Origin of the sequence: Clostridium sp. 7_2_43FAA, assembly GCF_000158375.2 — a bacterium.
Taxonomy (GTDB): Bacteria; Bacillota; Clostridia; order Clostridiales; family Clostridiaceae; genus Clostridium; species Clostridium tertium.
On the sequence record NZ_JH815222.1, the window covers coordinates 2,656,734 to 2,670,941 of the forward strand.

At 28.6% G+C, this 14,208-nt stretch carries 12 protein-coding genes; all 12 read right to left on the reverse strand.

Annotation, left to right across the window (positions count from 1 at the left end):
• Positions 1 to 4: 4 nt before the first annotated feature.
• The 12 genes from CSBG_RS13930 to CSBG_RS13985 all read right to left on the reverse strand — a co-directional run bounded on the left by CSBG_RS13930 (position 5) and on the right by CSBG_RS13985 (position 14,108).
• Entirely contained in the window at positions 5 to 1,408 is a 1,404-nt protein-coding gene (locus CSBG_RS13930; RefSeq protein ID WP_008680532.1) for an MBOAT family O-acyltransferase, read from the reverse strand.
• 302 nt (positions 1,409 to 1,710) lie between these two features.
• The gene (locus CSBG_RS13935) at positions 1,711 to 2,997 is read right to left on the reverse strand and encodes an amidase family protein (RefSeq protein WP_008680534.1); all 1,287 of its coding nucleotides are present in this window, start codon (positions 2,995 to 2,997) and stop codon (positions 1,711 to 1,713) included.
• A gap of 253 nt (positions 2,998 to 3,250) precedes the next feature.
• Complete coding sequence (locus tag CSBG_RS13940) at positions 3,251 to 4,459, reverse strand: phosphopentomutase (protein WP_008680538.1); 1,209 nt, start codon at positions 4,457 to 4,459, stop codon at positions 3,251 to 3,253.
• Positions 4,460 to 4,841: 382 nt separating this feature from the next.
• Entirely contained in the window at positions 4,842 to 6,005 is a 1,164-nt protein-coding gene (locus CSBG_RS13945; RefSeq protein WP_008680540.1) for a YhfX family PLP-dependent enzyme, read from the reverse strand.
• 12 nt (positions 6,006 to 6,017) lie between these two features.
• Entirely contained in the window at positions 6,018 to 7,127 is a 1,110-nt protein-coding gene (locus CSBG_RS13950) for an aminotransferase class V-fold PLP-dependent enzyme (RefSeq protein WP_008680542.1), read from the reverse strand.
• An 11-nt stretch (positions 7,128 to 7,138) separates the two neighbouring features.
• Entirely contained in the window at positions 7,139 to 8,014 is an 876-nt protein-coding gene (locus CSBG_RS13955; protein WP_008680543.1) for a TatD family hydrolase, read from the reverse strand.
• 316 nt (positions 8,015 to 8,330) lie between these two features.
• A complete protein-coding gene (locus CSBG_RS13960; protein ID WP_008680546.1) occupies positions 8,331 to 9,617 on the reverse strand; it encodes a YhfT family protein in 1,287 nt (428 codons plus the stop codon).
• A 291-nt stretch (positions 9,618 to 9,908) separates the two neighbouring features.
• On the reverse strand, positions 9,909 to 10,265 hold the full coding sequence (locus CSBG_RS13965) for a DUF2620 domain-containing protein (protein WP_008680548.1): 357 nt from the start codon (positions 10,263 to 10,265) through the stop codon (positions 9,909 to 9,911).
• Between the two features lie 373 nt (positions 10,266 to 10,638).
• Positions 10,639 to 10,983, reverse strand: coding sequence for a PRD domain-containing protein (locus tag CSBG_RS13970; RefSeq protein WP_008680549.1), 345 nt, complete (start codon positions 10,981 to 10,983; stop codon positions 10,639 to 10,641).
• A 50-nt stretch (positions 10,984 to 11,033) separates the two neighbouring features.
• Positions 11,034 to 11,960: a GntR family transcriptional regulator YhfZ gene (gene yhfZ, locus CSBG_RS13975; protein WP_008680552.1), complete on the reverse strand. Its 927-nt coding sequence runs from the start codon at positions 11,958 to 11,960 to the stop codon at positions 11,034 to 11,036.
• A gap of 276 nt (positions 11,961 to 12,236) precedes the next feature.
• Positions 12,237 to 12,977 carry an SIS domain-containing protein gene (locus tag CSBG_RS13980; RefSeq protein WP_008680554.1) on the reverse strand — a complete coding sequence of 247 codons (741 nt, stop codon included), beginning with the start codon at positions 12,975 to 12,977 and terminating at the stop codon, positions 12,237 to 12,239.
• 6 nt (positions 12,978 to 12,983) lie between these two features.
• A complete protein-coding gene (locus CSBG_RS13985) occupies positions 12,984 to 14,108 on the reverse strand; it encodes a PTS ascorbate transporter subunit IIC (RefSeq protein ID WP_242825281.1) in 1,125 nt (374 codons plus the stop codon).
• Positions 14,109 to 14,208 lie beyond the last annotated feature (100 nt).

The following is a 14,208-nucleotide window of genomic DNA, read 5'->3' on the forward strand; positions in this document are numbered from 1 at the left end:
TTACTTAAAACTGAAAGTAAATAAAAGGACTGTATGTTGAATTAACCATAAATATTATTGATACAATAAATAATAAAATTATTAAAATTGTTTTGATTAATTCAAATGCCTTTATTCCCTTATATCTATTGAAGATATTTTTAGGTATTGGTGTTGATGCTATTATTCCAATAATTATTAATAATATAAATTTTCTACTTATAAAATAAGTAAACTCAAATGTTATATTACTAAAGTTAACTAATCCAAACATTATTGATAGATATCGTAGCCCTTCTTTTAAAGTAGTTGCTTTAAATAAAACCCAACCTATTATTACAATAAATATTGTAATAAATATTTTTATAATTAAAGGGATTTTTTTATACCAAGCTTTATCTCTTATAAGTCTTTCTATTATCATAAATAAACCATGCCATAAGCCCCAAATTACAAAATTCCATGAAGCTCCATGCCATAAGCCTGTTACCAAGAATACAACAACTAAATTAAAATAAACATTTCCTCTTCTGTTTCCACCTAGTGGTATATAAAGATATTCCTTAAACCACGTTGATAAAGATATATGCCATCTTCTCCAAAATTCTGTAATTGACCTTGATATATATGGATAATTAAAGTTTTCTGGAAACTTAAATCCAAATAGGTGACCAAGTCCAATTGCCATATCTGAATATCCTGAAAAATCAAAGTATATTTGAAGTGTATAACAAATTGCTCCTATCCAAGCTGTTATCATATCAATTCCTGATGAATTAGCTAAAAGAAAAATATTATCAGATATAGCTCCAAGCATATCTGAAATAATAATCTTCTTTCCAAGTCCTATTACAAACCTATTTATTCCATAGCTAAAATAATCAATAGATTCTTTTCTGTTTCTTATCTGCTCATCTACCGCCTTATATTTTATTATAGGTCCTGCAACTAATTGAGGAAAAAGTGATATATATAAAGCAACTGAAAAAATATTCTTATTTACCTTACCATCATTTCTATAAATATCTATTATATAAGACATACCTTGAAAGGTAAAAAATGATATTCCTATAGGTAATACTATTTTTTTTAACTCTAAATTCATATTGAATATAGTATTAATATTTTCTAGAAAAAAATCGTAATACTTATAATAAAATAGCAAAGCTAAATTTAAAATTATCCCCAATATTAAAAAAAACCTTCTTAAATGTTTCTTATCAATTGTCTTATCTACCAATAAACCAAAAATATAATTAATTAAAATAGAAATAATTAATACCTTTAAGTAGTTCATTCCTCCCCATGCATAAAAGAATAAACTTGCAAGAAGTAAAATATAATTTTTAATTTTTTTACCAGAAATATAATATGAAACTAATGATAGTGGTAAAAACATAAAAATAAATACTGATGAACTAAATACCATATTTTCTCCTTTATTTTAATTTAATATTTTCTTTTGTTTTTTCTTAAAATCATATAGTATGTATTACCATACTATTTTAGTATTATATTATATTAGTTAACTATATTGTACTAATATATTACATGAAACTGCCGAACTAGCTTTATTTAGCTTTACTAGACAACATTTTTTCTCTTTTTTCTTAAGCTAATCTTAATTTTATCTTAACTATTTCTTAACTCTATGTCTTATTACTTTTTCCAAACATTATAAGCCCCAGGAGTAATACCCTTGGGGCTAACTTTTTCAATCATTCTATTAGCTTAACCTATTGGATCAACAAACTTCTCTCTATCAATAAAATATCTGTTAAACATTTCATTTTTTTCTATACTTTCCTCTATAACTTTTCCAAGAGTAAAAGCATTAGCTAATCCCTGAATGCCTTCTTTTGCACAAATTACAAATCCACTAGCAAGCTTTTCTCCTGGAATTGTAATTCCAGTACATTTACACATATTTATTGCTTTAACTATTCCCTTTCCTCCATTTGATGTAATTTCTTTTTCAGCTTTTCCTTTAAAACTTCTTTGGATAGTTTCATCATAACCATATACATCTATTGGACCTTCATAAGTTAAAATAATATCTGCGATATCATTATCAAATATATTCTTTATTTCCTTTATAGCAATATTTCTTTCATATATATTATCAAAAGAGTATTCTATAAATTCAAATTTTGACTTAATTTCGTCTCTACTTATTTTATCCTCATAAAGCTTGTACTCATCACTTGTTATTTTCCCATCAAATATCTTATTCTCTTTATTGCTTTTTATTTTCTCATCAAGTAGCTTGTCCTCATATCCATTTACCTTAAATGTACTATACTTAATATCATTATCTTGATTATTATTTTTTACATCATTATTTTCATATACACGCTTATTTTCATTTATACACTGAATTACTTTGTCTATTTCTAACCTCATATCTATTCCATCAGGTAATATAATTGAATTATTCTTAGGTATCAATACTCTTATTTTATCTTCACTATATTTTATTTTCTTTTCTAATATGTCTTCAGCTACGCCTTTTAATATGAAGAAACTTTTTGATATTACTCCAATTCCTCCTGTAAAAGATATACTATCTGTTGATAAACCTTCCTTTCCTGTGACTAATCCTACCCCAGATCCTATAAATGAATATAAGTTAGTACTAAGTGCTGGAGCTAATACTGACCCTCCTCCATCTGTTCCTATTCCAAAGTCATTAATACCTTTAAGTATATTAACAGCTGTTCCACTACTTGATCCTGTCATACATCTATATGTTAGTGGATTAATTAAATCTGTATCTATACTTCTGCCAAGATGAGACATCTTATCTATAGTCGCAAATAAATATTTAGAATTTTTTCTCAGTTTATCCACCAAACTTATAGGAATATCCACAGTATTCTTAACTCCAAAAGTTAAATAATCCTTTTCTTTATTTTCTGACTCTTCCTCTAGATTCTTATTTATAGAAATAACAGACCTATATAAATTTTGTTCTGCTAGAATTTTAGTCTTATGTAACTTTGTTTTATTTTCTATCATTGAATTAACCTCCTTATAATAAATAGTAGAAACTCTTTCATTATCAAAATTTAATTATAGTAACAATATTTAATTATAGTTAATTTATAATTCTACTAATGACTCTATATTTACACTTGACTCTATATTTACACTAAATAAAAAAGAGAAATTAAAACAAACCAAAAATATTAAACTTTCTTTAACATTAAATTTCATTATTTTAATTTCCCTATTATATTAAGTTGTTTAATTTTTATTTCTTATTTATATTTTATAATAGTTTACTTAAGAAGCTTTCTCCATTTTCAGGCGCCTTTACTTTAAAATAATCTGCAACTGTTGCTCCCACATCTGAAAGAGTTTCTCTTATTCCTACAAATCCCTCTTTGATATTTTCACCATAAATCATAAGTGGAACCATCTCTCTTGTATGCTTGCTATGCCCTATTGTTGGATCATTTCCGTGATCTGCCATTACTAGCAATATATCATCTTCTTTTATTGTTTTAATAAGCTCACCTATAAGCTTATCTGCAATTTGAAGCTTTTCTGCATATCTATCAACATTTTCAGCATGTCCTGATAAATCTGTTTCTTGTACATTACAACATATAAATCCTTCTTTTACTTCTTTAGATATTTCTATTGTCCTTTTCAATACCTTTTCTGTATCCACCATAGGTATGCTTGTACCTTTTTCGTTTATAACTACATCTGCTACTTTTCCTAATAAGTAAACAGGAACATTTTCTTCTGATAATATTGTTGATACTTGAGTATTTGGATTAACTCCATATCCAAGGTGTATGCACTCATATCCATTATCATAAACTCCTGATTTTGGTGCATTTATTCCTATATATCCGCCATCTTTTTCTTCTTCTGCATTTAATATATCCTCTAAAGTAATTCCTTTACCTCCAAAAGTTATAACTCTAGGAACTGTTGCAATAGATCTAACTATACGCCCAATTTCTAATACCTTACTAAATGGTATTAAATCTAAAGCTGATGTAATGTTAAATGCTTGCCCTAAATCACATTCTATATTATCTGCAACAGTAAGCGCATCTTCAACTACTAAATATTTTTCTTTCTTACCTTCTTTATAATAAACTTTATATCCTGCTTCTTTAATTGCATTATATATAGCTTCTATTTTATTTTTTATAGGTTCTCTAAATGGCATCTTTGGCTTTGTTCCCATTATTTCTTGATGACCAAAGAAGGTATCTGCACCAAAATGAGTTAGCTTTCCTTTTCCAAAAGTCGCATGAGGATTTCCCTTCATTCCATTTATTTCTGTTCCTAATATATTTATAAGACCTAACTTTTCAAGATTAGGTAAAGTTACACCTTCTCTTCTTTCTAATATATGAAGACATGTATTTGAATTTATATCCTGTGGTCTTGTTTCTTTAACGTCATCCATTTCTCCAATGCCAAAACCATCAAGGACAATCACTACGAATTTTCCCATATTACTTTCCTCCTTTTTAAATTGTGAATACAATTTATTAATTCCCTTTTACGAAACTCTTTCACTAGTAACTTTTCATTTTCTTCACTTATAATTAAAAGAAACTTCAGCACAAGGTTGTGGTATTATCCCATCCTCATCATCCATTTCTTTTCCTCTAATTATTTATTCAGTTTTATAAATTGAAAAACAAATTTAATTATATAAGTTAACTTCCCGATTTTTATATCATTAATTATGCTAATTCTTCATTTAATAATTTTAAATTGAGAAATATAAGTTAGCGAAGATAAATAGAATATGTGGAATAAGCCTAGTACTTCTTCGAACAGCTATTTAGCTTATGGAACATATCTAGTTATCGTAGCCTTTATATTTTCAATTATCCATTGATTCTTCTTCCTTGTGAATCGTAAATTCCGACTATTTCTGGTTTACCAATATTTATTCCTTTTACTAAAGCCACATTGCTTCTTGTAACGAATATTTGAGTTCTAAATGCCATGATTACTGTATCCGATACATTACAGTTTTCTGATAGCTCAAAGTGATAATCTATACTTTCATCTGTTGGTGGAATAACTTTAATCATTTTTGAATTATCTACATCTGTTCCAACTAAAGCATTTTCCATGTGAGATCTTCTATAATGACCTCCACCATAACAATAAGCTCTATCTAATAAATTGTGTGATACTTCGCTTACATAAACCATTGCTGGAAGTTCATCTCCATCATTAAATTTATGATATGGAGTACTTCCTGTTAGTCCATGTCCTGGTTCCCCGTGAGTTCCACCTTCTTCATGTATTTTCTTTATAGAATTAACGCAAGTTGCTGATGGCATATTTAATTGTTCTATTTTTATATTGAATTCTTTTTCTAATATTTCTTTTGCTTCTTTAATTGTATCTATATTATTTGTTCTTTTAATTTCATTACTTTCTTCATCAAACAAGAAACATGGAAATGAAGTTACACCTGCCAAGTTCAGATTTTTAAGCTTAACTAATTCTGATCCAATACTCTTAAGTTCATTTAATTTAAATCCACCATATTGTCCTGAATATAAATTATCATTTTCTCCTAAGACTCTAAGCATTATATTTTGTTTTATATTAAGCCTCTCACAAACTTCATTAATTTCCTTTGCTTTTTCAATTGAATAAACTGTAATATAATCCGGTCTAGATTTAACGACTTTTTCAATTAAAGCTTTAGGAATTTGAACTAAATGTCCAACATGACCTATCTTTATTCCATTATCTATCATAACTTCAGCTTCTTTGAAGTCTACTACTACTGCTCCGTCATATCCAAGCTTCATAAATTCTTTGCAAATAAGAGGATTTCTACCTATTTGTTTTGTCATAAAATAAAGCTTTATACCATACTTATCTGCTTCATCTTTAAGCTTTTTTGCATTTTCTATTAAAGTATCTAAATCAATAACATAAGTATCTGGTATTATTACTCCTTCTTTATGGAGCTTAAATGCAGCTTGAACTAACTCCCTATTTCTTTCTATGGTCTTTTCAAGAAACATCTTTACTCCCCCTTACTTAATTTCTTTTTTAACATCCTCAATTGCACTTTTTAAAATTCTAATTATTGTATCTGCACCACTTCTCATTGGATTTACTCTTATCATTCTTTTTTCTAGGGTTGGATCAGCAGCTCTAAATGTTCCTGAAACTCTATACATCATTGGAACAAATTCATATTTTGATTCTGATCCTACTGGATGTGATGCAGCTCCATATTTTGTAGTTAGCTCTAAAACATCTTCTGCTATATTTTCATCTAATTCAACTAATAAAACCTTAGATTGAGCATTTGCAAGGAATGCATCTTTTACTCCTTCAACTTCACCACTTCTTAGTCTATTTACAAGTTCTTCATTAACCTCTGATTGAATTGCTAATGAAACTGGAGCATATACAAGACCTCTTAATGCTTCCATAGCCTCATGACCTTGAACTTGGCTCCCTCCTGAGTAATTTAGTGAATAAACTTTATCTACAAGTTCCTTATTTCCTATTAATACTCCAACACCTTCTGGGCCTAATATCTTAAAGCAAGAAAAACTTCCAAGATCAGCTCCACATTGATTTCCTATTTTCTTTACTTTTAAAGCTGCATAATTATCATCAGTAATTATTTTTATATTAGAATTTGATTCTTTTATTGCAGTTATAACTTCTTCTAAATCATAAGAATCATCAATTTTTTGTCTTGTATTTTGTACTAATGCCCCTTTTATATGTGGATTTTTTAATACTACATCTTTTACATCATTTAAATTATTAAAATTAGCTTTTATAATCTTAAGTCCCATAGTTTCAATAGTAACTTTTGAAGTTGGATATATTGGAGCATCATGAACCAATATTGTATCCCCACTTTCCATAAAGCTAATCAATCCCCATCTTATAGCACCTGTTCCTGCACCTCTTACTAATATTGCAGCTTCTGCATCAAAAACTTCTGCAAAAACATTTTCTACTTTCTTAGTATAAGTAGGTTTATTCAATCCTTTAACAACACCTAAGTCACCTAGAGATAGAACTTCTCTTCCATCAAAATGCTTTGTTATTGTATCTATTATTTTAAATTGTAGTTTTTTTGCTTCATCTAAACTTATTGAGTGTAATGGGTATGTTCTCATACATCTTCCTCCTACTTAAGGTTATAAATATTTTTTATATTATTAACTAACATATTTTCTATATGCTTGCTAGAAATTTCATTTTCATATAATCTTGGTAGGAAGCTATCTATTAAATAACTATAACCAAGTCCACCATTTTCTCTAAAGTGAGATTTTCTCGTAATATCCATAGACATAACTATTTGATTGCTATATCCTCTTTCACAAAGAGCCTTTAACCATTCAGCTCTTTTTTCATCTGGCTGATAATTATTTTTCCCAATTGTATCAAATGCTATATTTACGCCAGTATCTAATAATCTAAACATATATTCTAAGTCTCCACTTAAATCTATATGACTTAATGTAACCTTAGATAAATCTACATTGAAGTTTTTAAATATCTCAATTTGTTCAAGTCCTAATTTTCCAAGTGTTGTATGTGTTATTATTGGAATTCCAGTTTCAAGATGTGCCATACATGAAGCTTCAAAAACCTTCTTTTCCATTTCTTCTATTTTATTTAAACTAGTTCCTATTTCTCCTATTACAGAAGCCTTTACTGATGTTTCATCTATACCATTTATTATTTCATCTACTAAAATATTTGCCATCTTCTTCTCATTTATTTTATAAACCTCTTCTGGAAGAAATGGTTCTTTATAATATCCAGTTGATTGAAGAATATTTAGACCAGTTTCATTAATAACTTCAGCTACATATTCAGTACTTCTACCCATTCCTCTATTTGTAACATCTATAATAGTAGAAACACCTTTAGCTTTTAACTCCTTAAATTCTTCAATAGTTTGCTTCTTATTATTTAAAAAACAATCTGCATCTTTTTTTACACCAGATAAATCTATAGTAATGTGCTCATGCGCATAAATTATTTCCTTATTCATATAAATACCACCTTAAATTTAATGGGAAGAATGAAAGAGTGAATAATGAAAAAATTAATGAGTAAACTCCTAAGGAGTTTAAGAAACTTATATTTCTAATAATTCAGCTTCGACTGAATTATCTCCTCAACTTTTCATTATTCATTTCTTCACAACTCAGCTTGTGTAAGTTATATCTCTAACTTTTTCATTTTTCCAATTCCATAACTCAGCCAGTCCGAGTTATTTCTCCAATTCTTTCATTCTTCCATAACTCAGCTTTTCTGAGTTATTTCCAAAATTCTTTCACTTTTTCACTCTTTAACTTTTCCAATTCCTACTTAGGTACTACATATAACCCAACTAAGTATAGTATATTAATTAAAACACCAACTCCAATTGCTCCAACTGGACCAACTGCCATGTCTACTATTGGCTTCTTTGAAGTTTTGTTTAATACATATAAACCAACTACTACGAATAATCCAAGTCCTGGTGCCATAGCTTGTGCAGCCATCATACCACCTATTAATAAAGCTACTTCTAATACTTTACTCATAGCTGTTCTTATGTTATCTCCACACTTTCTAACTCCTGGGAACTTGTCCATTAATTTAGCTAATCCATCTAGGAAGTAAATTTCTAAAGCCATAACTGCAGCTCCTGCAACAAATGCTAATATTGGGTTTCCTATTAAGAATCCAACTACGAATACAAATGTCATACCCGCTGGTGCATATACCCCTGTTGAAATTGCTGTAGTTGCAACTAGTGGTATAAATCCTATACCTCTTGCAAATGCTGTCATTGCAGCTTCAGTTGTTTTTCCTTCAGCTAAAAGATTTAAGCTTATTGGATCTCCAGCTACTAAAGTAAGACTAGTTGCAGCTGATATTAATCCACCCATTAGTGCTAATAAAGGTAAGTTCTTTTTAATTTTTTTAACTCTTTCTTCAAAAATTGCTGCTAAATCAATTTGTGGAGCATTTGGATCTGGTTTTTCTTGCATTGCAAAAGCAATCATAATTATCATACCTGCAAGTAATGCCATACCTTCTTGATCTAATTTAACACTAGCTCCATTTATAGTGAAAGTTCCATATATTGCAGTTATTTGTCTTACTATTAAAGCAACTATTCCAGTAAGGAACCCTTTTTTAATTCCAAATTGGTAAGAAACAACAAGTGCTGGGAATACTGCAAAAGCAACTGTTATCGGAGTTCCAACTTGCTTTAATGCATCTAAGAAGTTAACTGGTAACATTGCAAATAAATCAACTACAAATTGTAATCCATAAACTATACCTACTCCATAAAGAGCTCCTACTACTCCTGATATAGCTAATCCCTTTTTGCCACTTGGACAAAAAGATCCAATGATATCAGTACCTAATAATATACTGTGAATTAAGATAATGGATGCAGCTATTGATACTGGAATACCAAAACCTATAACTAATCCAAAGCTAATTGCAAAAGATGTTGCTGCTAAAGCCTTTTTGTCCATTCTTCCTTCTAAGTATTCTGGAACTATGGCTCTAAACCCATCATTGAAAACAGCTATACCAGCATTTGATAATATTGCTGCTAATGCACCTAAAAGTGCTACAACTAAATATTGCATAAATAATACCTCCTAAAATTTTATAATATGATATTTATTGAATAACTAAATTTATATATGCTCTAAGTTTTGCTATTTCATAAAACAAGCATACTTATCATTTCATATGCCAATAGTTTTTATAGCATATATTAACAATATATAAATTACTAAATATATAGATTATTAGATATATATTATTAATTAAAGCATATAGTTATAACTTGCTAAAATATCTTTACTTAAATCACATAAACCCTAATAAATCTTAGTGATTTAAGTAAAGGTTATTTTTCAAATTATATTGATTTTTTATAGTAGATATTTAAGAATTACTGGTATAACTTCTTCTGCGTGTTGTGCTGTAAATCCATATGCTTTTTTTCCTGCTTCTACTTCTGCTTTTATTTCTGCTTCACTCTTAATATTTCCTGGCATTGATACTGTTGCGCATTGTCCCATTCCAAGTAGTGCTATTGCCATTGCAAGTGCTCCACCACCACCAGTGTTACATGCTCCTAAATAAAAATCTGCTGCTCCTGTTTTTATTGCCATTGCTGCTTCTATATCACTTTTAATTTCTATACTTGCTCTATCTCCTGCTATTTTTGCTGTTATATCTGCTACTCTTTGCTTATCTATTTGTCCACCTATTACTATTCTTTTCATTTTTTATTCCTCCCCTAAAAATTAATTTTATAATATTAATATAATTTTCGTTTTAATAATTTAATTTATGATTTTATAAGTTTCTCTAATTCTTATCTTTGGTACTCAAATATCATTTTCAGATTTAGTATCAAATTTATTTTTAATTTTATATAATATTTTTAGTTTGTTTGTCCATAATATTTCTCATATATTATCTGCAAACTATATTTATTTTCTCACATAATATCTATTGTTTATTCCTATACAAATTACTTATCTTAATGCTTCATTATAAATACATCTTATATACCTACTTTTAAATCGTATACAAATTAGTTATATTTATTTATCACAATCTGTCTAATACGCATTAGTTTTTCGATTACCCTAATTATATTAATGTACAAACATGCATCACTATAAAATCAAGTTCTGAATCTGGAATTTCACCTAAGACAGCTTCTAAATCCTTTGCTACTTTAAGTGCTTCATCATAGTTTTCATTTTCTTTTAAAGATTGTGCTACAACATCATCTAATTTATTAACTAAGTTATTTTCTTCAATTCTTCCTAAAGCAGAACATAAATGAGTTATAAACATTGATGCATTATCTTCTAAAAGTTTTACTCCTCTTTTTTCTTCAAAGTAATTTATAACTTGTATTATCTTATTGTAATTTTCTTTTGATAATTGTCCTGCATCTCTTAATATATCTAATCTTAATGTTAATTCCATTTCAAAGCCTCCAACGTACATTTTTTTGTATTTTGATTTTAACAATACCTCTAATATTGAGGCATTATCTTCTTTTCCATAACTAATCTTTGATATTCCTTCACATCTTCCACATTTAATATTCTGGAAAATAGTGCTGGAACAATAGAATTCTTCTTGTTTGCAATTATCACTGCTTCTGTATCTTTAATATTTTTACTTTCTCTATTCATAGGAATAAACTTCATATCATCTTTTCTATCTTCAATATCATCTAAATTCCATATTGCAGCATCTATTTTATTTTCTCTTATAGCTGTAATGAATTGACTATAGTTTAATGGAACATATTCAACTTCTATATCCTCAAAATATATTTTACTTAACATAAATTGGTCTATAGATGAGTTATCTATTCCTACCCTTGTCCCTTTTTTAAATTCACCGTTAAATTCCTTGGAAACAACTATAATGTGTTCATTAACATAACTAAAATCTCCAAAGGTTTTAACTATTTGAATTTGTTTGTTGTTTTCTAAATAAAAATCAGCAGTTAGTCTTGAAGTCACTGCAAAATCGTATCTACCATCTTCTAAGGCCTTTAGTCTATGATTAGAACCTCTCATAAAAGCAAGGTTTGTATTAACTCCGCTATCATTTAAGCATTTGCAAAGCCCTGTTGCTAAACCTTCATACCTTTTAGAATAAGGTAATGGCATAACCCCTACTAAGGATTTTATTCCTGTCAGTTCTAAAAGTCTTATGTAATCTATATCTTTAACAAATGTTCCTAAGTGACCTCTAGATTCTAAGGTTATTGCATTATGTTCTTTTAAAAACTTTAAAGCAGACTGTATTGTTCCTCGAGCACTTTCGTAACTTTCAGCAAGCTCTGCTACAGTTTTTATTCTATCCCCTTCATTTAAAGATAAGAATTCAACTGCTAAAGAAGTAATTGCTATTCCAAGTTTTTGCATAAGCTTACTTTGAACGTCCAATTTATCACTCCCTTATATAATGTACAATATTTTGTATATTTATAATATAGCATCTTTTGATTACCTTTACAAGTATATTTTAAAATTTTTTGAAAACATTTTATATTTGTAAATTTCTTAGTCCCAAAGGAATTTGCCTATTTCTCTCCAAAAGATTGAACATTACATCCATATCTACTTAATAAAACTAAAGCAATTTTACTAAAATAAAATTTACTAAAAATGGATTATAAAAGGATCACATTAAATTTAACTCTTAATGTGATCCTTTTATAATTAATATTGATAATGTATTACATCTCTATATTCTTCAAATATTTTTTTGTTTAATTCATCTCCGCCATCTATATTGGCGCTGTAGAATATAGGTGGCTTATCCATTCCATTTTTAACTAATAATTCTGTTGCTTCTGCAATTATAGAATTCATTATTGTAACTGCAGCCACAGTTGATGTAGGACTAACTTTTTGATTTAACCCACTTATTTCTACACATGCATCGCCTTTTTCACCATGATTATCTATTACTATATCACTTACTTGATATAAATTTTTACCTGATGAATGTCTAGACGATACATCTTTAGAATAACTCAAATTAGTAATACAAATTACTGTTGCACCTTTTTTCTTAGACTCAATTGCCATTTCTATACTTACTGGATTACGTCCTGAAACTGAATGTACTATAACTACATCACCTTCAGAGATATTAGTTTTATTAGCTACAGTAGTTCCATAACCCTCTAATCTTTCCATTTCACTAGTCATAGTAATTGGAGAAGTATCTAACATAAGATTTCTTGCAAATATAGGGTTAATAACTACAAGACCTCCAGCTCTATAATAAAGTTCTTCTGTTAGTATTCCTGCATGAGAAGCTCCAAAAGAAAATATAGCTTTTTTGTTTAATATAGCTTTAACAATTATTTCTGTAGCTTTTTCCATATTTTCTTTTTCTTCTTTTTCAATTACATCTATTAAATCTTTTATTTTATCAATATACTTAAAAGCCATATCTTATTAAAAACCTCCAAGAAATGATGAAATTAACTTTCCTAATATTCCAAATAATGATAAGTCATTACCACCAAATATTAATATCCAATTTTGGATTGTTCCTGAATATACAACAGCTGAGATACCTACTAAAATAACCATTACTATTGCTGCAACCATTGTACCAATTATAGCTCCTCTAAGACCACCTTGTCCTTCTCCTATAACCGCTGCTGCTCCACATTCAAAGAAAGAAGTTATAACTAATGGTATTATTAAAATATTAAATACATTGAAGTAATTACAAATTAATATTACTATTGTTGAAGTTATCATAGCTGTAATAAATCCAATTAATACAGCATTTGGTTTATAGTTGAATAATATAGGACAATCAAATGCTGGTAATGCATTAGGAACAACTTTTTCAGATATTCCTTTAAATGCAGGAACTATTTGATTAATTAACATTCTTACGCCTTGTAACATTACTATTAATCCAGCACCAAATGTAAATCCTTGTTTAATTGCATAAATAAATATGTTTTCTTGTATATCACCAAGACCTTCTGGTATAGCAAGTCCAACTACTATGAACATAATAAATATTACTATTCCACCTGTAATTGAAATTTCTCTGAAGAAAGAAAGTCCTGCTGGTAACTTTAAGTCTTCACATGATTTTTCCTTATTTCCCACTTTACTAGCAATAAATCCAGATATTAAAGCTAACATTCCACTTGGATGTCCAAGTGTGAAAGATTCATCACCAGTTACATCCTTGACATACTTTCTTAATAACCAAGGCATAATTGACCAATATAAAGCTGAAGCAATTGCAGCAAAAGCTATAAGAATCCAACCATCTAATCCACCTTCAACACCAGCTGCTACAAATATAAATGGGAACCACCATAACATATGCCCTGTTAAGAATATTGTTTTTATTGGAGTAAATCTAGCTATTAATAAATGTAGTACAAGTCCAATAAACATTGCTAATCCTACTGTACCACCATAACTTGCTGTAAATGTAGCATCATTTAATCCTTCAGCTACTGCCCCTGCTCCACTTAGAGCTTGGAATGCATTATTTATAGGGGATATAGCACTTACTAGCATTGATGTTCCTTGATCTAGTATTACCATTCCAAATGCAGCTAATAATGATCCTTTAACAACATCAGCAAATTTTTTTCTTTTGCAATATTAATCCTAAAGCAGCTATTAATCCTAATAAAAGTGGTGG